This window comes from Pseudomonas sp. NFX71 (genome assembly GCF_048079215.1).
GTDB lineage: Bacteria > Pseudomonadota > Gammaproteobacteria > Pseudomonadales > Pseudomonadaceae > Aquipseudomonas > Aquipseudomonas fluorescens_B.
The window spans coordinates 3246781-3266635 of the sequence record NZ_CP182230.1 but is presented as its reverse complement, the minus strand read 5'-3'; the positions used below and the strand labels follow the sequence as shown (position 1 = coordinate 3266635).

The 19855-nt window shown below is 57.8% G+C and carries 17 protein-coding genes and 1 pseudogene; 8 read left to right on the top strand and 10 right to left on the bottom strand.

Features of this window, described 5'->3' with window-relative positions; translation table 11 throughout:
• Positions 1 to 29: 29 nt before the first annotated feature.
• The 7 genes from ispC to rpsB form a co-directional block, all read right to left on the bottom strand.
• On the bottom strand, positions 30 to 1220 hold the full coding sequence (ispC, locus tag ACM1ZW_RS14970) for a 1-deoxy-D-xylulose-5-phosphate reductoisomerase (RefSeq protein ID WP_017336704.1): 1191 nt from the start codon (positions 1218 to 1220) through the stop codon (positions 30 to 32).
• Positions 1217 to 2029 carry a phosphatidate cytidylyltransferase gene (locus ACM1ZW_RS14965; RefSeq protein WP_017336703.1) on the bottom strand — a complete coding sequence of 271 codons (813 nt, stop codon included), beginning with the start codon at positions 2027 to 2029 and terminating at the stop codon, positions 1217 to 1219. The genes ispC and ACM1ZW_RS14965 overlap by 4 nt, the downstream gene beginning before the upstream one ends.
• Complete coding sequence (gene uppS, locus ACM1ZW_RS14960) at positions 2029 to 2784, bottom strand: polyprenyl diphosphate synthase (RefSeq protein ID WP_017336702.1); 756 nt, start codon at positions 2782 to 2784, stop codon at positions 2029 to 2031. The genes ACM1ZW_RS14965 and uppS overlap by 1 nt, the downstream gene beginning before the upstream one ends.
• 13 nt (positions 2785 to 2797) lie before the next feature.
• On the bottom strand, positions 2798 to 3355 hold the full coding sequence (gene frr / locus ACM1ZW_RS14955; RefSeq protein ID WP_008028968.1) for a ribosome recycling factor: 558 nt from the start codon (positions 3353 to 3355) through the stop codon (positions 2798 to 2800).
• Entirely contained in the window at positions 3352 to 4095 is a 744-nt protein-coding gene (gene pyrH, locus ACM1ZW_RS14950; protein ID WP_003172271.1) for a UMP kinase, read from the bottom strand. Before pyrH ends, frr begins: the two co-directional genes overlap by 4 nt.
• A 209-nt stretch (positions 4096 to 4304) precedes the next feature.
• Positions 4305 to 5168, bottom strand: a complete 864-nt coding sequence (gene tsf / locus ACM1ZW_RS14945; protein WP_017336701.1) for a translation elongation factor Ts — start codon at positions 5166 to 5168, stop codon at positions 4305 to 4307.
• A gap of 193 nt (positions 5169 to 5361) precedes the next feature.
• Positions 5362 to 6099 carry a 30S ribosomal protein S2 gene (gene rpsB / locus ACM1ZW_RS14940; protein ID WP_007907989.1) on the bottom strand — a complete coding sequence of 246 codons (738 nt, stop codon included), beginning with the start codon at positions 6097 to 6099 and terminating at the stop codon, positions 5362 to 5364.
• 373 nt (positions 6100 to 6472) lie between these two features.
• Here rpsB and map point away from each other — a divergent pair, with 373 nt between their 5' ends.
• The 4 genes from map to ACM1ZW_RS14920 all read left to right on the top strand — a co-directional run bounded on the left by map (position 6473) and on the right by ACM1ZW_RS14920 (position 12279).
• Positions 6473 to 7255 carry a type I methionyl aminopeptidase gene (map, locus tag ACM1ZW_RS14935; protein ID WP_017336700.1) on the top strand — a complete coding sequence of 261 codons (783 nt, stop codon included), beginning with the start codon at positions 6473 to 6475 and terminating at the stop codon, positions 7253 to 7255.
• Between the two features lie 45 nt (positions 7256 to 7300).
• Entirely contained in the window at positions 7301 to 10003 is a 2703-nt protein-coding gene (locus ACM1ZW_RS14930; protein ID WP_017336699.1) for a [protein-PII] uridylyltransferase, read from the top strand.
• Between the two features lie 174 nt (positions 10004 to 10177).
• Complete coding sequence (gene dapC / locus ACM1ZW_RS14925) at positions 10178 to 11377, top strand: succinyldiaminopimelate transaminase (protein ID WP_414884868.1); 1200 nt, start codon at positions 10178 to 10180, stop codon at positions 11375 to 11377.
• Positions 11378 to 11535: 158 nt separating this feature from the next.
• Positions 11536 to 12279: a M12 family metallopeptidase gene (locus tag ACM1ZW_RS14920; RefSeq protein ID WP_416740770.1), complete on the top strand. Its 744-nt coding sequence runs from the start codon at positions 11536 to 11538 to the stop codon at positions 12277 to 12279.
• A 36-nt stretch (positions 12280 to 12315) separates the two neighbouring features.
• On the opposite strand, the gene ACM1ZW_RS14915 is transcribed toward ACM1ZW_RS14920, so the two are convergent.
• The gene (locus tag ACM1ZW_RS14915) at positions 12316 to 13941 is read right to left on the bottom strand and encodes a Na+/H+ antiporter (RefSeq protein ID WP_017336696.1); all 1626 of its coding nucleotides are present in this window, start codon (positions 13939 to 13941) and stop codon (positions 12316 to 12318) included.
• A 576-nt stretch (positions 13942 to 14517) separates the two neighbouring features.
• Here ACM1ZW_RS14915 and ACM1ZW_RS14910 point away from each other — a divergent pair.
• Positions 14518 to 16557, top strand: a complete 2040-nt coding sequence (locus ACM1ZW_RS14910; RefSeq protein WP_416740769.1) for an acyltransferase family protein — start codon at positions 14518 to 14520, stop codon at positions 16555 to 16557.
• Positions 16558 to 16650: 93 nt separating this feature from the next.
• On the opposite strand, the gene ACM1ZW_RS14905 is transcribed toward ACM1ZW_RS14910, so the two are convergent.
• The gene (locus ACM1ZW_RS14905) at positions 16651 to 17379 is read right to left on the bottom strand and encodes an SGNH/GDSL hydrolase family protein (RefSeq protein ID WP_416740768.1); all 729 of its coding nucleotides are present in this window, start codon (positions 17377 to 17379) and stop codon (positions 16651 to 16653) included.
• 86 nt (positions 17380 to 17465) lie between these two features.
• Positions 17466 to 17741: a DUF2514 family protein gene (locus tag ACM1ZW_RS14900; RefSeq protein ID WP_416740816.1), complete on the bottom strand. Its 276-nt coding sequence runs from the start codon at positions 17739 to 17741 to the stop codon at positions 17466 to 17468.
• Between the two features lie 39 nt (positions 17742 to 17780).
• On the opposite strand from ACM1ZW_RS14900, the pseudogene ACM1ZW_RS14895 reads away from it, so the two are divergent.
• The 3 genes and pseudogenes from ACM1ZW_RS14895 to dapD all read left to right on the top strand — a co-directional run.
• Positions 17781 to 18350: pseudogene (locus ACM1ZW_RS14895) on the top strand (tyrosine-type recombinase/integrase); the annotation flags it as partial.
• A 50-nt stretch (positions 18351 to 18400) separates the two neighbouring features.
• Entirely contained in the window at positions 18401 to 18763 is a 363-nt protein-coding gene (locus ACM1ZW_RS14890; protein ID WP_416740767.1) for an ArsC family reductase, read from the top strand.
• Between the two features lie 33 nt (positions 18764 to 18796).
• Entirely contained in the window at positions 18797 to 19831 is a 1035-nt protein-coding gene (gene dapD, locus ACM1ZW_RS14885; protein WP_017336694.1) for a 2,3,4,5-tetrahydropyridine-2,6-dicarboxylate N-succinyltransferase, read from the top strand.
• The last annotated feature ends 24 nt before the right edge of the window (positions 19832 to 19855 follow it).

Below are 19855 nucleotides of genomic sequence, written 5' to 3'. Positions count from 1 at the left end.
GTGCTGCATGGGCCAACCTGTTGCAGCACTTACCGCCCGTGGCGACTCAACCATTGCTCCACCAGGGCTCGCGCCTTCGCGTCAGCCGTGAACACCGCCTCGAGATCATTCACCGCTACCACAGGCTCGAGATTCAAGACTTCCTCGATGATACTCGCGATTTCCAGATAGCGAACCCGCCCGTCGAGAAAGGCGGCGACTGCTACTTCATTTGCCGCATTGAGCATGGCTGGCGCGCTATTGCCCGCCTCGGCGGCCTGACGCGCCAGGCGCAGGCATGGGAAACGCTCTTCATCGGGCGCCTGGAAGTCCAGGCGTGCGATGGCGAACAGATCCAGCGGAGCAACGCCCGAATCGATACGCTCCGGCCAGGCCAAGGCGTTGGCGATCGGTGTGCGCATGTCGGGATTGCCCAACTGCGCCAATACCGAACCGTCGATGTAGTCGACCAGCGAATGAATCACACTCTGCGGGTGAATCACCACTTCGACCTGGGAAGGCTTGGCGTCGAACAGCCAGCAGGCTTCGATCAGCTCGAGTCCCTTGTTCATCATGCTCGCCGAATCCACGGAGATCTTGCGCCCCATGGACCAGGTCGGGTGCGCACAGGCCTGCTCAGGCGTTACATCGGCCAGTTCGGCCAAGGGTGTCTGCCGGAACGGACCGCCAGAGGCTGTCAGCAAGATCCGACGAACGCCCACGACCCCGAGCCCACGGGAAAAATCCTGTGGCATGCACTGGAAAATCGCGTTGTGCTCGCTGTCGATCGGCAGCAGCACCGAACCGCTTTTGCGTACGGCCTGCATGAACAGCGCGCCAGACATCACCAGCGCTTCTTTGTTGGCCAGCAGAATTTTCTTACCGGCCTCAACTGCCGCCAGGGTCGGACGCAAGCCCGCCGCACCGACAATGGCCGCCATGACCGTGTCGACGTCAGGATCGGAGGCGACCTGACACAGGCCCGCCTCCCCCACCAGCACGCGAGTCGACAGACCGGCTGCACGCAAATCGTCCTGCAACACCCGGGCGGCGTTGTGCTCTGGCACGACGGCGAACCGCGGCACATGCCGGACGCAAAGCGCATGCAACTCGCTCAGACGCGTGAAGCCGCTCAAGGCAAAAACCTGATACCGCTCGGGATGTCGGGCAATGACGTCCAGCGTGCTCAGACCGATCGAACCGGTCGCACCCAGGACCGTAATCTGCTGCGGGCGGCTCACGGTGCCGCCATCCACAGCAGCACAGCAAATACAGGGATCGCGGCCGTCAGGCTGTCGATGCGATCCAGCACACCGCCGTGACCGGGCAGCAGATTACTGCTGTCCTTGATCCCGGACTGGCGCTTGAACATGCTTTCGGTGAGGTCGCCCACCACCGAGATGAACACGATAATGGCCGCACCGATCAACCCTTTGAAAAGCTCGGCAACCGTCCAGTCGCGAACCAGGCCGACAATGACGGTGATGACCAGGCTCAGCGCCAGGCCGCCATACACGCCTTCCCAGCTCTTGCCGGGGCTGACCAGCGGCGCGAGCTTGCGCTTGCCGAAGGCCCTGCCGGAAAAATAGGCGCCAATATCGGCACCCCAGACCAGCACCATCACGGCCAAAATCAGTAGATTGCCATTGCCGGAATCGTGTTTTTTGATTTCGACCAGACCTTGCCATGCCGGCAGGAGAATCAACAGGCCGATCACCAATTTGGTCGCTGCTGCGGACCAATGCTCGCTCGAACGCGGATAGGTCAGCACCAGATACGTCGCCACGCCCCACCACAGCACCGAGGCACCCAACACCCAGGGCGCAAGTCCCGGCAGGATGTGCATGACAAACAACATCAACGCGACCACTGCTGCGTAGGCGACGCGAATCGGTTGAGCGGCGAAACCCGCCAGGCGCGCCCATTCCCAGGCACCGAGGGTTACGACCAACCCGATGAACAGCGCGAAGCCGGAACCTTCAAGCAGGAAAAACCCGCACAAGGCAATCGGCAGCAGTATCAGCGCAGTGATGATTCGTTGTTTAAGCATTAAACCCGGGCTCCAGCCTCGACCTGCTCGCTCGTTTTACCGAAGCGACGCTGACGAGAAGCGAAATCGGCCAGCGCGGTGCGCATGGCGTCGTGTTTGAAGTCCGGCCAGAACAGGTCGGAGAAGTACAACTCGGCGTAGGCCAGTTGCCACAACAGGAAGTTGCTGATGCGGTGTTCGCCACCGGTGCGAATGCACAGGTCCGGCAACGGCAGGTCGCCGGTGGCCAGGCAGGCTTGCAACAGTTCCGGGGTAATGTCTTCCGGACGCAGATGACCGGCCTGAACTTCCCGCGCCAGACGCTGCGCGGCTTGCGCGATGTCCCACTGACCGCCGTAGTTGGCGGCGATCTGCAGGACGAAGCGATTGGCACCCGCGGTCATGGCTTCAGCCTCGCGCATGGCCGCCTGAAGCTCTGGATGAAAACGCGAACGGTCGCCAATGATGCGCAGACTGATGTTGTTTTCGTTGAGGCGCTTGGCCTCGCGACGCAATGCCTTGAAGAACAGGTCCATCAAGGCACTGACCTCATCGGCCGGGCGCTGCCAGTTCTCGCTGGAAAAGGCGAACAGGGTCAATACCTCGACCTTGGCCTCGGCACACACCTCAATCACTGCACGAACCGCATCCACACCCGCTTTATGCCCGGCGACACCCGGCATAAAGCGTTTTTTCGCCCAGCGATTATTGCCATCCATGATGATCGCGACATGGCGCGGCACCGCGGACGGCGCAACCTGCTTGGTCTTTTCCATGAAAACGCGACCCTTATACGGCCATCAGGTCTTTTTCTTTCTGCGCCAGATTCGCGTCGATTTCAGCCACGTACTTTTTGGTCAGATCATCGATCTCGCCAGTGGCGCGACGCTCTTCGTCTTCGCTGATTTCCTTTTCCTTGACCAGATCCTTGAGCTGGCTGTTCGCGTCACGACGGATGTTGCGCACGGCAACACGGGCGTCTTCAGCAACATCGCGGGCCTGCTTGGTGAAGCCCTTGCGGGTTTCTTCGGTCAGGGCCGGCATGGAGATCAGCAGCAGCTCACCCAGGTTGGTCGGGTTGAGGTTCAGACCGGCGCTGCCGATGGCTTTATCGACAGCACCCAGCATGTTGCGCTCGAAGGCAACGACTTGCAGGGTACGGGCGTCCTTGACGGTGATGTTCGCCACTTGCTTGATCGGAGTATCGGAACCGTAGTACGGCACCATCACGCCTTCCAGAATGCTCGGGTGCGCCTGACCGGTACGAATACGGCCGAAGTTGTGCATCAGCGACTCGACGGATTTCTGCATACGCTCTTTAGCGTCTTTCTTGATTTCGTTGATCATTGTTGGCCTTCCTCGATCAGGGTCCCTTCAGCGCCGCCATGTACGATGTTCAGCAGGGCGCCGGGCTTGTTCATGTTAAATACGCGCAACGGCATCTTGTGGTCGCGGCACAGGCAAATGGCCGTCAGATCCATCACGCCCAGCTTGCGATCCAGCACTTCATCGTAGGTCAGATGATCGAACTTCTCGGCATGCGGGTCCTTGAATGGATCGGCGGTGTAGACACCATCGACCTTGGTCGCTTTCAACACGACGTCAGCGTCGATTTCGATCGCACGCAAGCAGGCTGCCGAATCCGTGGTAAAGAACGGATTGCCGGTGCCAGCCGCGAAGATCACGACTTCCTTGGCGTTCAGGTGGCGCATGGCTTTGCGGCGATCATAGTGATCGGTCACGCCAACCATGGAAATGGCCGACATCACGATGGCCGAGATATTGGCACGTTCCAGCGCGTCGCGCATGGCCAGGGCGTTCATCACAGTGGCCAGCATGCCCATGTGGTCGCCCGTGACCCGATCCATGCCGGCTGCGCTCAGCGCTGCGCCGCGGAACAGGTTGCCGCCGCCGATCACCAGACCGACCTGGACACCGATGCCGACCAGTTGGCCGACTTCCAGCGCCATGCGATCCAGAACTTTCGGATCGATCCCGAACTCTTCCGAGCCCATCAGGGCCTCGCCGCTAAGCTTGAGTAGAATGCGTTTATAGCGAGCCTGATAACCACTGCCCTGCTGAGCCATTGCGAATCTCTCCTGCGGCGTATTTTAAAAATTCTTTGCGAGCTGTTTACAGCTGGCGTTCACTCTAGCTTGGCGCTGCTTCAGCGCCATCGGAACATGGCTTTGTAAGCCAGTTCCAAAGGGAAACCAATAAAAATTGGTGCCCCATCTGAAAAGAGGCTGCGCGCGTAAGCGGGCAGCCTCTTCAGGGCGACAGTTGAAAAACCGTCTTATTGCTTGGCGGCAGCCAGCTGGGCAGCAACTTCTTCAGCGAAGTTGTCGACCGGCTTCTCGATGCCTTCGCCTACTTTGAAGTAGGTGAAAGAAACGATTTCAGCACCGGCTTTCTTGGCCAGTTCGCCGACCTTGACTTCAGGGTTCTTGACGAACGCCTGCTCAACCAGGCTCGCTTCAGCCAGGAACTTGCTGATACGGCCTTTGACCATGTTCTCAACAATGTTTTCTGGCTTGCCTTTGATTTTTTCTTCGTTCAGCTGCAGGAACACAGCTTTTTCGCGCTCGATAGCTTCAGCCGAAACTTCCGATGGCAGCAGGAACTCAGGGTTGCTGGCCGCTACGTGCATAGCGATGTCTTTGGCCAGCTCAACGTTGCCGCCCTTCAGAACAACCGCAACACCGATCTTGTTGCCGTGCAGGTAACCACCAACCACATCACCTTCAACGCGAACCAGGCGACGGATGTTGACGTTTTCGCCAACCTTGCCGACCAGAACCAGGCGATCGGCTTCTTGAGCTTCGATCAGCGGAGCGACGTCAGTCAGTTTGTCAGCGAACGCCTTTTCAACGCTGGAAGCGACAAATGCCTTGAAGTCGTCCTGCAGAGCCAGGAAGTCGGTCTGCGAGTTCACTTCCAGCAGAACGGCGGATTTACCGTCTTCCTTCAGTGCGATCGCGCCTTCAGCAGCTACGTTGCCTGCTTTCTTGGCAGCCTTGATGGCGCCCGAAGCGCGCATGTCATCAATGGCTTTTTCGATGTCGCCGCCAGCCTTGGTCAAGGCTTTTTTGCAGTCCATCATGCCTTCGCCAGTACGCTCGCGCAGTTCTTTGACCAACGCTGCAGTAATCTCTGCCATTTCAAAATTCCTCTTGGATAGGTTTTCAACCATTCCACCCGATCGAACGGGCGTTCAATTCTTCCCGAACCACCCTTGTTAGCAGCTGCAAGTTACAAACGCTGTAATTGCGCCACCAGACAAATGGTTTTCGAGGTGGCAAAAAGGGGGCCAAGCCCCCTTTTTGCTTACTGAGTCAACGCCAAGGCGTCAATTACTCAGCTGCAGCTGCCGGAGCTTCTTCAACGAACTGCTCGGTGCCGCCAGCAACGTGGTTGCGACCGCGGATTACAGCGTCAGCCATCGAACCCATGTACAGCTGGATAGCGCGGATTGCGTCATCGTTGCCTGGGATGATGTAGTCAACGCCTTCCGGGCTGCTGTTGGTATCGACTACGCCGATAACCGGGATGCCCAGCTTGTTGGCTTCGGTGATCGCGATGCGCTCGTGATCAACGTCGATAACGAACAGAGCGTCTGGCAGACCGCCCATGTCCTTGATACCACCCAGGGAACGATCGAGCTTCTCAAGATCGCGAGTGCGCATCAGCGCTTCTTTCTTGGTCAGCTTGGCGAAAGTACCGTCTTCGGCTTGCACTTCAAGGTCACGCAGACGCTTGATGGAAGCACGGATGGTTTTGAAGTTGGTCAGCATGCCGCCCAACCAGCGGTGATCGACGTACGGCGAACCGCAACGTGCTGCTTCTTCAGCAACGATCTTGCCAGCGGAACGCTTGGTGCCAACGAACAGAATCTTGTTTTTGCCCTGGGCCAGACGCTCTACGAAAGTCAGAGCTTCGTTGAACATTGGCAGGGTTTTTTCAAGGTTGATGATGTGGATCTTGTTACGCGCGCCGAAAATGTACTTGCCCATTTTCGGGTTCCAGTAACGGGTCTGGTGACCGAAGTGCACACCGGCCTTCAGCATATCGCGCATGTTGACTTGGGACATGATAGTTCCTTAATAAGTCGGGTTTGGCCTCCACGTATCCCAATGACCAACCAACAGCATCAGCTGAAGGCACCCAGGTCATCGTGTCGACACGTGTGTGGATTTAAGCCTTTCGGGGCATCCCCGGAAAGCGGCGCATTTTATACCACAGGGCTCGCAAAAACGGAACCCGGATTCTCAATTCCTGACGCGCGCCTTCATCCGCGCCCTTGGAATCGCTCAAGAATGCGCCCATCTATAGAGAGAAGCGATGCACAGAGGCTCAGATTTGCGTTGATCGTCTGTTAGAATCGCGTTTTTCAGGGCGGCGAACATCGATCGCACATTGCCCATTCCGTGTTAGCAAGCGCCATCGAGCGCAGAGAGAGCCTGTATGACCGTCACCCTCAAAACCCCGGAGGACATCGCAAAAATGCGTGTCGCCGGCAAACTGGCCGCCGATGTCCTGGAAATGATTGCTGAACACGTCAAGCCGGGCATCACCACCGAAGAGCTGGACCGCATCTGCCACGACTACATCGTCAACGTGCAGCAGGCCATTCCTGCCCCGCTCAACTACAAGGGCTACCCGAAGTCGATCTGCACCTCGATCAACCACGTGGTCTGCCACGGCATTCCGAACGAGAAGCCATTGAAGGACGGGGACACGCTGAACATCGACGTCACCGTGATCAAGGATGGCTTCCACGGCGACACCAGCCGCATGTTCCACGTCGGCACCGTGCCGGTCTGGGCCGAGCGCCTGTCGCAAGTGACCCAGGAATGCATGTACAAGGCCATCGAGATCGTCAAACCCGGCTGCCGCCTGGGCGACATCGGTGAAGTGATCCAGAAGCACGCCGAAAAGAACGGTTTCTCGGTGGTTCGCGAGTTCTGCGGCCACGGTATCGGCAAGGTGTTCCACGAAGAGCCGCAGATCCTGCACTACGGCCGCGCCGGCACCGGCATGGAACTGAAGGCCGGCATGACCTTCACCATCGAGCCGATGATCAACCAGGGCAAGGCCGACACAAAAGTGCTGGGCGACGGCTGGACCGCGATCACCAAGGACCGCAAGTTGTCGGCACAGTGGGAGCACACGTTGGTAGTGACCGAGACCGGTTACGAGATCTTCACCTTGCGCAGCGATGACACCATCCCGCGCGTTTCGGCCTGATCCGGACCGCGCCGCTCCCAGCCTTATAGAAAGGAAAGCCAATCGATGCCGCAGGTGGATCCCGAACTCTTCGACCGTGGCCAGTTCCAGGCTGAACTGGCCCTGAAGGCCAGCCCGATCGCTGCTTTCAAAAAGGCGATCCGCCAGGCCCGAGAGGTCCTTGACGGACGCTTTCGCAGCGGCCGGGAGATTCGCCGACTGATCGAGGATCGCGCCTGGTTCGTCGACAACATCCTGCAAAAGGCCTGGGAGCAGTTCAACTGGAGCGAAGACGCCGACATCGCGCTGGTCGCGGTCGGCGGCTACGGTCGTGGGGAGTTGCATCCTTTCTCCGATATCGACCTGCTGATCCTGCTGGACAGCGCCGACCACGAAGTTTTCCGTGATTCCATCGAGCGTTTTCTGACGCTGTTGTGGGACATCGGCCTGGAAGTCGGTCAGAGCGTTCGCTCCGTCGACGAATGCGCGGTAGAAGCCCGCGCCGACCTGACGGTGATCACCAACCTGATGGAAAGCCGCACCATCGCCGGTCCCGAACGCCTGCGTCAGCGCATGCTGGATGTCACCAGCACCGCGCACATGTGGCCGAGCAAGGACTTCTTCCTGGCCAAGCGCGCCGAGCAGAAGGCCCGTCACCACAAGTACAACGACACCGAATACAACCTGGAACCCAACGTCAAAGGCTCGCCCGGCGGACTACGGGATATTCAGACGATTCTGTGGGTGGCCCGTCGCGAGTACGGCACCCTGAACCTGCGGGCACTGGCCGGGGAAGGTTTCCTGGTCGAGAGCGAAAATGCCCTGCTGGCCTCTTCTCAGGAATTCCTGTGGAAGGTTCGTTACGCGCTGCACATGCTCGCCGGTCGCTCCGAAGACCGCTTGCTGTTCGACCACCAGCGTTCGATTGCCGGCCTGCTGGGCTTCGAGGGCGATGACGCCAAGCAAGCCATCGAAAACTTCATGCAGCAGTATTACCGGGTGGTCATGAGCATCGCGCAGCTCAGCGACCTGATCATCCAGCACTTCGAGGAAGTCATCCTGGCGCCGGAAGATGAAGCGCCGCCGCAACCGATCAACTCGCGGTTCCAGTTGCACGACGGTTACATCGAGGCACGCAACGACAACGTATTCCGCCGCACGCCGTTCGCCATGCTCGAGATTTTCGTGCTGATGGCCCAGCAGCCGGAAATCAAGGGCGTGCGTGCCGACACGATTCGTCTGCTGCGGGAAAACCGTCATTTGATCGACGACGATTTCCGCAACGATATTCGTAACACCAGCCTGTTCATCGAGCTGTTCAAGTGCAAGATCGGCATCCACCGCAACCTGCGACGGATGAACCGTTACGGCATTCTCGGGCGTTATCTGCCGGAGTTCGGCTTCATTGTCGGGCAGATGCAGCATGACCTGTTTCACATCTACACGGTCGACGCGCACACGCTGAACCTGATCAAGCACCTGCGTAAGTTGCAATACACGCAAGTGTCGGAAAAATTCCCGCTGGCCAGCAAGCTCATGGGCAAGCTGCCCAAGCCCGAGCTGATCTACCTGGCCGGGCTGTACCACGACATCGGCAAGGGCCGGCATGGCGATCACTCGGAAATCGGCGCCGTGGATGCCGAGGCCTTTTGCCAGCGACATCAATTGCCAGTGTGGGACAGCCGCCTGATCGTCTGGCTGGTGCAGAACCACCTGGTGATGTCGACCACTGCCCAGCGCAAAGACTTGTCCGACCCGCAAGTGATCCACGATTTTGCGCAGATCGTCGGTGACGAAACCCGCCTTGATTATCTGTACGTGTTGACCGTCGCCGACATCAACGCCACCAACCCGACACTGTGGAACTCCTGGCGCGCCAGCCTGTTGCGCCAGCTCTACACCGAGACCAAGCGCGCCTTGCGCCGCGGCCTGGAGAATCCGGTGGATCGTGAAATGCAGATCCGCCAGACCCAGAGCGCCGCCCTCGATATTCTGGTGCGGGGCGGCAACGACCCGGACGACGTCGAACAGTTGTGGTCGCAATTGGGTGATGATTATTTCCTGCGTCACACTGCCGGCGACGTGGCCTGGCACACCGACGCGATCCTGCAGCAGCCGGCCGATGGCGGGCCGTTGGTGCTGATCAAGGAAACCACCCAGCGCGAGTTCGAGGGCGGTACGCAGATCTTCATTTATGCGCCGGACCAGCACGACTTCTTCGCCGTGACCGTGGCGGCGATGGATCAGTTGAACCTGAACATTCACGACGCCCGGGTCATCACGTCCAGCAGTCAGTTCACCCTCGACACCTACATCGTGCTCGACACTGACGGCGATTCGATCGGCGATAATCCGGCACGGGTCAAACAGATCCGCGAAGGCCTGACCGAAGCCCTGCGCAACCCGGACGATTACCCGACGATCATCCAGCGACGGGTGCCGCGCCAGCTCAAGCATTTCGCGTTTGCACCGCAGGTGACGATCCACAACGACGCCCAGCGGCCGGTGACGGTGCTGGAGCTCAGTGCCCCGGATCGGCCGGGCTTGCTGGCGCGGATCGGTACGATTTTCCTGGAGTTCGACCTGTCGCTGCAGAACGCCAAGATTGCGACGCTCGGCGAACGCGTGGAAGACGTATTCTTCATCACCGACGCCAATAACCAGCCATTGTCCGACCCATTGCTGTGCAGCCGCTTGCAGGATGCGATCGTTGAGCAGCTGACCGTCAGTAACGAACCCGATATCAAGATGTCGCGAATCAGCATCTGAATTAACAAATTTCCCCCTGTGGGGGCGAACCCTGTGCCGAGGGGATTTATCCCCGTTCGGCTGCGAAGCAGTCGTGAACGCGGTTTAACTTTGAAATGCCGGGGCCGCTTCGCGCCCCAACGGGGATAAACCAACTCGCCACAGGGCTCGCCCCCACAATGAAAGAGGCCCCCGATGAACAACGCTCTGACCCAGCTCCAGCCCTACCCGTTCGAGAAGCTCCGCGCCCTGCTCGGCAGCGTCACGCCAAACCCGGACAAACGCCCTATCGCCTTGTCCATCGGCGAGCCGAAGCACCGTTCGCCAAGCTTTGTCGCCGAAGCCCTGTCCAGCAATCTGGATCAGATGGCCGTTTACCCGACAACACTCGGTATTCCGGCGCTGCGTGAAGCCATCGCCGCGTGGTGCGAACGCCGCTTCAACCTCCCGAGCGGCTGGCTCGACCCGGCGCGCAACGTGCTGCCGGTCAACGGCACGCGTGAGGCTCTGTTCGCCTTCACCCAGACCGTGGTCAACCGTGGCGACGATGCGCTGGTGGTCAGCCCGAACCCGTTCTATCAAATCTATGAAGGTGCTGCGTTCCTCGCCGGCGCCAAGCCGCATTACCTGCCGTGCCTGGATGAAAACGGCTTCAACCCGGACTTCGATGCCGTTTCCCCGGACATCTGGAAACGCTGCCAGATCCTGTTTCTGTGCTCGCCAGGCAATCCGACTGGCGCGTTGATCCCGGTTGAAACCCTGAAAAAGCTGATCGCCCTCGCCGACGAATACGACTTCGTGATTGCGGCGGACGAGTGCTACAGCGAACTGTACTTCGACGAACAAACCCCACCGGCCGGCCTGCTCAGCGCCTGTGCGGAATTGGGTCGCAAGGACTTCAAGCGTTGCGTGGTGTTCCATAGCCTGTCCAAGCGCTCCAACCTGCCAGGCCTGCGTTCGGGGTTCGTCGCGGGTGACGCCGACATTCTCAAAGGTTTCCTGCTGTACCGCACTTATCACGGCTGCGCGATGCCGGTTCAAACGCAACTGGCGAGCGTTGCCGCCTGGAATGACGAAGTGCATGTGCGGGCCAACCGTGCGCTGTATCGCGAGAAGTATGATGCGGTGCTGAAAATCCTCGGCCCGGTGATGGACGTGCAACGCCCGGATGGCGGTTTCTACTTGTGGCCGAACGTTGCTGGCGATGATGAAGCGTTCTGCCGCGATCTGTTCGTTGAGGAACATGTGACTGTGGTGCCAGGCTCGTATCTGTCTCGGGAAGTTGATGGTTTCAATCCGGGTGCCGGCCGAGTGCGGATGGCGCTGGTGGCTCCACTGGCGGAATGTGTTGAAGCGGCCGAACGCATTCACAACTTTATTTCTCGCCGCCAGTAATATCAGTCAAGCCTGCACTGTGCAACGCAGTGCAGGCTTGTTCAAATACAAAGTTACAGCACAACCAAAAAACAAACTTTATTTATACACACTCTCAGATTAACCTCTTTAGCCACAACACCCTCCCGCTTAAATACATAACTAACATGGAAGTTATAATGACAACTACCACTCCTTGCCTCATCGAAACACCCGCAGATATTACGGCTTCTTATGAAGCCGCCATTAGCGAAAACCCGGCCAATTCACCCAACACGTCATCCGGGCGCAACAAGCGATCTATCGGCAAACACACTAAATACTGGGCACCCGGCAGAACGTTAAAAATCGCTATCAGCGACTATGACGATGGCGGGTTTGAAATAGTCAAAAATGCCATCAAGCAATGGCTACCCTACGTCAATCTGACTTTCGAATTCGTTGAACTGGTTGACGACGAAGACTTGTACGAAGGTGATATCCGGATTTACCTGTCCCGGCTGTACAACGGCACCGGACGCTCGGCACTTGGTACCGACGCGCGAGCAACCCCCGCTACGGAGCCAACATTGCTGCTGGGAACAAATTACACCTCCATCGGCTATGAAGCGCTTGTCATTCATGAATTCGGGCATGCCTTGGGCTTGACCCATGAACATCAACATCCCGATGCGACTATTCCCTGGAACAGGGAAAACACCTACCAGTTATACAAACAGAATTTTGGCTGGTCGAAAGAGACTGTTGATAAAAATCTTTTCCCCCTCCCTCGTAACAGCGATCAAACTTACACCGCCTACGACCGACACTCCATCATGCACTACCAAGTGTTAAATATATGCACTATCGGCGATTGGGAGCAGCCAGAGAATCGTCAACTCAGTGCAGGTGATAAAGCCTTCGCTCGTCAAATTTACCCCTGAGTTATCATCCAGGACCAGTACACAGAACTCATTACTTCACTTACCCAAGTTAGCCTCACTCAAATCCAGCTCACCCAGCACTTCCCTCAATACGTCATCACCAATCTGGTGGTGACGACTGAGCTTATATAACTCCAGGCGCTGCGCCCGTAGCGCCTTCAAACGCAGACGCCGTTCCAGCAAGTCCATCTGAAACGCCAATGCCTGGGCTTCCGCCGAATCGTTGAACACCTCCAGTTGATGCCGATACTCGGACATGATCCGCGCCTTGAGTTCGACGGCGAGCGCCGCCTGCCCGGCGTCCTGTGGATTGGCTTCTTCGGCTTCGAGGGCATGAATGGCCGCTTCGGCGGTTTTTCGCCAGGCCTCGCGCACCTCACTGCGACGTTTGTCGTCCGGGCTCTTTTCGATGCCACGCAACAACAGGGGCAGCACGATACAGGCTGCAATCAGCGACAGCAGAATGACCCCGGCCGCAATGAAGATAAGCAGATCTCGTTCAGGAAATGCATCACCCGCTACCAACATCGGAACAGACAACACGCCCGCCAGCGTCACCGCTCCGCGCACCCCACCCACCGTCAGCAACCAGCAGGATCGCGCGGTCGGCACGTTGACCATTTCGCCCTTGCCGCGCCAGCGACGCAACAGTCCCGACAGACGCCAGATGCTCTGTACCCAGACGAACCGCAACACCACCAACACGACGAAAATCGCCAGCACGTCGAGACAACGGTAAAGCAACGTCGGCCACAAAGACGTTTCGTGGCTGACCACGGCTTTGATGATGTCTGGCAGTTGCAACCCCAGCAGCAGGAAGATCAGGCCATTGAAGGCGAACTCCAGCAGCGACCAGACGCTGCGATTGAGCAACCGGGTGCTGGTCTGGCGCGGCAGCAGATCGAGCCAACTCTGCATCATCCCCGCCGCCACGGCAGACAGAATGCCCGATGCGCCAAGTCGTTCCGCCAGCACGTAAGCCGCAAACGGCAGCAGCAACATGAAAACCACATGAGTGGCAGGATCATCCCAGCCGCGAGCGATCATCCACGAGCGCAAGCGCCCGACCAGCCAGCTCAGCGCCACACCGACAGCGAGGCCGCCGACCGCCACCAACACAAACGTCACGCTGGCGTTGGCCAGGGAGAACACGCCGGTCACTGCTGCTGCCAGGGCAAACTTGAACGTCACCAGGCCCGAGGCGTCATTCATCAGCGCCTCGCCCTGCAACATATGCATCAACGGCGTCGGCAAGCGGTTCTGCGAAATCGCCGAGACGGCCACCGCGTCCGTCGGCGATAACACCGCCGCCAGGGCAAAAGCCACCGGCAGCGGGATGCCTGGCAGTAACCAATGAATGAAATAACCGGCACCGACGACGGTGAACAGTACCAGGCCCACCGCCAGGGTCAGGATCGGCCCGCGCAAACGCCACAACTCACGCTTGGGCATGCGCCAGCCGTCGGAAAACAACAGCGGCGGCAGGAACAGAAAAAGAAACAATTCGGGATCCAGCGCCACATGCAGCCCCAGCGTCGGCCAGGCCAACAAGGCACCCGCGGCGATTTGCACCAGTGGCAACGGTAACGGGATCACGCGTCCGACCAGACGCGAAACGCTGACCAGCATCAACAGGATCAGGACGGTGTAAGCGGTTTGCATAAAGCGTGGTTCCCGGACAATCGACAGCATTGAAGTGCCATATTAGCCGCTTACCCTACTGCCTGACCGTTGCACCAATGTCGCACGCAGGCACGGACAGCCTGATAGCCCTGTAGGAACACGCCCGGTCCCACAGGGTTTCGCGCTTTAACCGGACGGTCATGGCATAATCCTTCACCTTTTTTTTCCAGCACCTGTAAAGGGGGCAATTCCTTGACCGTTTCAAGCAAAACGTTGCACCTTTTCGGCATCAAAGCCTGGGATGCCGCATAAAAATAGATCAAGGCCTTTTAAATCAAGGCCTTGAGTTCGAAATCACCCTCCAAAACCACCCACTTTTGCGACTCTTTTGAACCCAATAAACATTGGTCCAAACGGTTGCGTTTTGGGGAATAATTGTCAGCAGCTTTCCACCCTCTCCGGCGTCCTGCCGAACGCATACCAATCCTTCCTTGAATTACTTTCGTAAGGTATGGATACTCCCGGCCCGGCGCCAGAACGGCCTTACATGACCCATCGATCATGGCTCCGCACACCAACCGTTATTAATTAAAACGGCCAGCGGGGCCATTCGCCATGTCAACTACAGCTCACTCCTTGTCTCACCTGAAATATCGACCAGATATCGACGGGTTGAGAGCCATCGCAGTTTTAGCAGTGGTTGCCTACCATGCATTCCCCGGAAAGCTCAAAGGCGGGTTCACCGGCGTAGACATATTTTTCGTGATCTCTGGATTCCTAATTTCAGGCATCATTCTCAAATCGCTCAACGAGGGGACGTTCTCGTTTGCCGAATTTTATGCGCGTCGCGTAAAACGGATTTTTCCTCCCCTGCTCCTGGTTATGGGCAGTTGTTACGCCTTCGGCTGGTTCGCCTTGCTCGATGGAGAATTTGCGCAACTGGGCAAGCATATTGCTGGCGGCGCTGCGTTCGTTGCGAATTTCGTATTTTGGCAAGAAGCAGGTTATTTCGACAGCATCGCTGAAACCAAACCCCTACTCCACCTTTGGAGTTTGGGAGTGGAAGAGCAGTTCTACATTCTCTGGCCGGTAATGCTGTGCTGCTTATGGCGCGTTCGAAAAGGGGTAGCAGCGGGCGCCCTGGTGGTCGTGAGTATTTCCTTCGCGCTAAACCTTTACTTCGTTCGTTTAAATCCGGAAGCAACCTTCTATCTGCCGCATACCCGGTTTTGGGAGCTAATGCTTGGCGCTGTTCTGGCCTGGGTGGGCAGTGACCGCCTATTGGTGGCTGGCAATTGGGTGTCAGCCCAGCGGGCACGGTTAATCTTCAATATCGCCGCCTTTTTCGGCATGTCATTGATCGTCACAGGAATCCTGACCATCACAAAGCAGCACCAGTTCCCCGGGGGCTGGGCGCTACTTCCGGTATCAGGTGCGGTACTGATTATCGGCGCCGGACCGAATGCTTGGATTAATCGAGTAGTGCTCGGTCACCCCGTAATGCGCTGGTTCGGACTGATCAGCTTTTCACTTTATCTATGGCACTGGCCGCTATTGTCGTTTGCTGCAATCCTCGAAAACGGCGTGCCATCGCGTAACTACCGAGTCGGTGCAGTTGCAGCCTCCATCATCCTCGCCTGGCTCACTTATCGATTTGTTGAAACCCCTTTCAGGCGCAGCCAGCACAGCGCAATGAAAGTGCAACTTTTATTGGCAAGTATGGCGATCCTCGGTGCCGCTGGGTTTGCTTCTTATAAGTGGTCGCTTCCAGAAGCTCGACTGGCCAATCTCCTGCCCGAGAATATCTTGCTAGCCATCAACGACTGGGGTTACCCGGGCAACCTGAAATCTGAAACCTGGCCGGGAGCCTCGGTCTATCGAAATATCGACACACCTCCCGAGGTGCTAGTCGTAGGTGACTCACACGTCGAGCAATACGGACCACGCGCTATCGCCTTGACCGAGATGAAGCGTGCAAAGAGCATCGCATTCATGACTGGTGGTGGATGCCCAGCTATTCCAGGCGTACGAGAAAACCAGCACCCTCACTGCGCCGCTTTGACCAATGAAGTTTTTGCCTATCTTCGCCAATACCCGACCATCAAGGCTGTCGTAATCGGCGGCTACTGGAATGGGTACTTCATCGAACACTCAAAACCCACGACCAACAGTGCAAGTCTTGACTACGTTTACCAGAAGGGTCACGCCACCTATCGCTTCAGAGAGGGTGGTGATTCGCTAGCTATGCAAGGACTGCGAGAGTTCCTGCAGGAGCTGTCCAAAACGACAGAGGTATATCTGCTTCTGGACAATCCACAAAGCGACAGATTCAACCCACGACGCATGCTTCCAGAAAGTTACAACAGCCGCTGGGAGACGCTACTTCTCAAAAGTGATGCGCTGCCCCGAGCCACAATCAACTCAGAGGAGTTTTCAATACCGCAAAACCAGTTGGACCTGATCACGAAATTGCAAAAACTAACTGAAGATAGCAGCGTGCAAGTACTGAACCCGATGATAGAAGTATGCCCGCAAGGCAAATGTCACTCGCTGGATGAAACGGGGCATCCGATTTATAAAGACAGTCACCATTTGAGACCCTCCTTTGTCAGAGACAATATTGGTGTACTGGATAACGTTTTGCTCGCGCACTAGATAAATTTTTCAATGTATCTAAAGTGGCTAGGCAAGTAGTTTTCAAGTGAAATAGCGAGTCAACATTGGTACCTGTACGCATGCTCGCGATGGCTAAAGGCAGGCGGAAGGCCCGAACATAACGCTGGTCTTCTGGTCGACAGAAGTAGCCTTCGGATTTTTCGTGAGCCACACTTTGTACTGATCAAAGATGACCTGGTGCCCGGCATCGTTCGGATGCGCGTAATCACGCATCAGGTCTGGCCTGTTTCTTGTCGGGGTGTAGGTGTCAATCACCTCAACCTTCATGTCCGTGGCAATTTCAGATATGCAAGCCTGATACCGCGGGTAATCCCTGATCGCGGTGTCGTTTTCCTTGACGATGACCGGCTGCATCCCGAACTTTTTGATGATGGTCACAATGCGTCGAGTGTTGGAGGCGAAGACGGGAACCGGAACCGAGTGGTTGGCATCATTGATCTGCAGCGGGATAAACACGAGGCTGGGCTTTGGCTTCAGGCTGATGAGGGTCAGCGTGGTGCTTTTATGCGCCGGCACACTGCTCGACGGCAGAGAAATCCCGAGGTGATCGTTTGTATCCCACCCATCACCGCTGAGATTGATCAGGTTCGAATTAGGGTTCTTGCTCTTGAGGAAAGCCCTCAGCATCCTCGGATTGCCACCCGGGAGATCACTCGTTCTGTATTCGGCGGCAAAGTTCCGGCTTGGGCCGTACAGGGTTTTGATGACTTCAAAGTCGGTGGCGTAGTACCCCATCCCGACGCTGTTGCCCAGCATTACTGCCAAGACAGCCTCGCCAGCCTGGAATTTATCGATGAACAAGATTTCCTATCCCGTGCTGATTATTGGTGTGGGGCGGTTTCAGCGCCCCGTTTCGGGCTGAAGGATACTAGGGATGCGGCACGCAGTCATTTGCCAAGGCCATCATAAGCCTGTTCGCAGGTCAGGCCCCGGGCTCTGGACTGGTCAGCTGCTTCAGCCAGGTCGCCCGCTCGCTGGTCAGCGCGCTTGAGCACGTCGGCAAGCACCATTGCGGCGCGGGCAGCTGCCTTGCTTGCGGCGGCAGCGCAGGAATTGCCGCCGGCTTGACTGGCTGCGAGTCGAGCGGCAAGGGTGTCGGCTGCGCGGCGCAGGCTGTCAGCAGAAGCGCGAGCAGCGGCAGCATCAGCAGTGGCTTGATCGATCGTGCGTTGACCATCCTGGATCGCCTTGTTGATGGATAGTTGAACATCAAGCGCGAACGGCTGACGCTGGAGCTGTGGAAAGCAATCTACGAAGAAGCCACGAAGCCATGGCTGCGCCGGGCCATGGAACTGGCGGTCCTCACCGGCCAGCGCCGGGACGATATCGCCTCGATGCTTTTCAAGGATGTGCACGATGGTTTCTTGCACGTCGTCCAATCCAAGACCGGCGCCAGGCTCCGGATCAGCACGACGCTCCGACTCGAGTCTGTCGGTTTGGACCTTGCCATGGTGGTCAAGCAGTGCCGCGATCGCGTTCTGTCACAACACCTGGTGCATCATGCTCAAGCGTCGGGCCGGGCGAAGGCTGGTCAGCCCGTCGTGCTGGATACGCTCAGCTCTGCATTTGCCGAAGCCAGGGACAAGGCGGGCGCGAAGCTGGGGATAACTTTTGGTCGGCAACCACCGTCCTTTCATGAACAGCGGTCGCTTGCTGCACGCCTGCACGAAGTCGAAGGCCGCGACGCCCAGAAACTGCTCGGTCACCGTTCGGCCACAATGACCGATCTGTACCGCGACAGTCGAGGCGCAGAGTGGATCGACGTGGCATAATTGACGGCTGAATTTTTGGGCGGTATTGGGGAAGTTTTGGGGAAGAATTTATGCCCAATGAAAACAAGCACTTACAGCTTTACGGCATCAAAGCCTGCGACACCATGAAAAAGGCGCGCACCTGGCTCGATGAACACGCTGTCAGCTATGACTTTCACGATTACAAAACGGCCGGAATCGACCGTGAACACCTGACCCAATGGTGCGACGAGCACGGCTGGCAAGTGGTGTTGAACCGTGCAGGCACGACCTTTCGCAAGCTCGACGACGAACGTAAAGCCGATCTCGACCAGCCGAAAGCCATCGAACTGATGCTCGCACAACCCTCGATGATCAAGCGCCCGGTGCTCGATCTCGGTGACCGAACCCTGATTGGCTTCAAGCCAGACATCTACGCGGCAGCGCTCAAGTAAGCCCGCCCGTTCAATTTTGTTAGAGGTATTTACATGTCCACTACCGTATTCAGCCTGGCCTTTGGTGTCGGCACTCAAAACCGTCAAGGCGCGTGGCTGGAAGTGTTTTACGCACAGCCATTGCTCAATCCTTCGGCCGAACTGGTCGCGGCCATCGCCCCGGTCCTGGGCTATACCGAAGGCAATCAGGCCATCGCCTTCAGCACCGCTCAGGCCTCGCAACTGGCTGAAGCCATCAAAGGCGTCGACGCGGCGCAGGCTGCGTTGCTGACCCGTCTGGCCGAGAGCCACAAACCGCTGGTCGCGACCATTCTGGCCGAAGACGCGCAACTGACTTCCACGCCTGAGGCTTACCTCAAGCTGCACCTGCTGTCCCATCGCCTGGTCAAGCCGCACGGCCTGAACCTGGCCGGCGTGTTCCCGCTGCTGCCGAACGTCGCGTGGACCAGCCAGGGCGCCATCGACCTCGCCGAACTGGCCGAGCATCAACTGGAAGCCCGTCTGCGCGGCGAGCTGCTGGAAGTGTTCTCGGTGGACAAGTTCCCGAAAATGACCGACTACGTGGTACCGGCCGGCGTGCGTATTGCCGACGCGGCACGTATTCGTCTGGGCGCCTACGTCGGCGAAGGCACCACCGTGATGCACGAAGGTTTCGTCAACTTCAACGCCGGCACCGAAGGCCCGGGCATGATCGAAGGCCGCGTTTCCGCGGGTGTCTTCGTCGGCAAGGGTTCGGACCTGGGCGGCGGTTGCTCGACCATGGGCACCCTGTCGGGTGGCGGCAACATCGTGATCAAGGTCGGCGAAGGCTGCCTGATCGGCGCCAACGCCGGTATCGGTATCCCGTTGGGCGACCGCAACACCGTTGAATCGGGCCTGTACGTGACCGCCGGCACCAAAGTGGCACTGCTGGACGAGAACAACAAGCTGGTCAAGGTCGTGAAGGCCCGTGAACTGGCCGGTCAGCCTGACCTGCTGTTCCGCCGCAATTCGGAAACCGGTGCCGTGGAATGCAAAACCCACAAATCGGCGATCGAACTGAACGAAGCGCTGCACGCTCACAACTAAGCGTCACGGTCGACGAAACTGAAC

Coding starts and splice junctions, on each gene's coding strand:
- tsf (WP_017336701.1), bottom strand. CDS start 5,168: ATGGCAGAGATTACTGCAGCGTTGGTCAAAGAACTGCGCGAGCGTACT.
- dapC (WP_414884868.1), top strand. CDS start 10,178: ATGAACAACGCTCTGACCCAGCTCCAGCCCTACCCGTTCGAGAAGCTC.
- map (WP_017336700.1), top strand. CDS start 6,473: ATGACCGTCACCCTCAAAACCCCGGAGGACATCGCAAAAATGCGTGTC.
- uppS (WP_017336702.1), bottom strand. CDS start 2,784: ATGGAAAAGACCAAGCAGGTTGCGCCGTCCGCGGTGCCGCGCCATGTC.
- ACM1ZW_RS14930 (WP_017336699.1), top strand. CDS start 7,301: ATGCCGCAGGTGGATCCCGAACTCTTCGACCGTGGCCAGTTCCAGGCT.
- dapD (WP_017336694.1), top strand. CDS start 18,797: ATGTCCACTACCGTATTCAGCCTGGCCTTTGGTGTCGGCACTCAAAAC.
- pyrH (WP_003172271.1), bottom strand. CDS start 4,095: ATGGCTCAGCAGGGCAGTGGTTATCAGGCTCGCTATAAACGCATTCTA.
- frr (WP_008028968.1), bottom strand. CDS start 3,355: ATGATCAACGAAATCAAGAAAGACGCTAAAGAGCGTATGCAGAAATCC.
- ACM1ZW_RS14920 (WP_416740770.1), top strand. CDS start 11,536: ATGACAACTACCACTCCTTGCCTCATCGAAACACCCGCAGATATTACG.
- ACM1ZW_RS14890 (WP_416740767.1), top strand. CDS start 18,401: ATGCCCAATGAAAACAAGCACTTACAGCTTTACGGCATCAAAGCCTGC.
- ACM1ZW_RS14965 (WP_017336703.1), bottom strand. CDS start 2,029: ATGCTTAAACAACGAATCATCACTGCGCTGATACTGCTGCCGATTGCC.
- ACM1ZW_RS14910 (WP_416740769.1), top strand. CDS start 14,518: ATGTCAACTACAGCTCACTCCTTGTCTCACCTGAAATATCGACCAGAT.
- ACM1ZW_RS14915 (WP_017336696.1), bottom strand. CDS start 13,941: ATGCAAACCGCTTACACCGTCCTGATCCTGTTGATGCTGGTCAGCGTT.
- rpsB (WP_007907989.1), bottom strand. CDS start 6,099: ATGTCCCAAGTCAACATGCGCGATATGCTGAAGGCCGGTGTGCACTTC.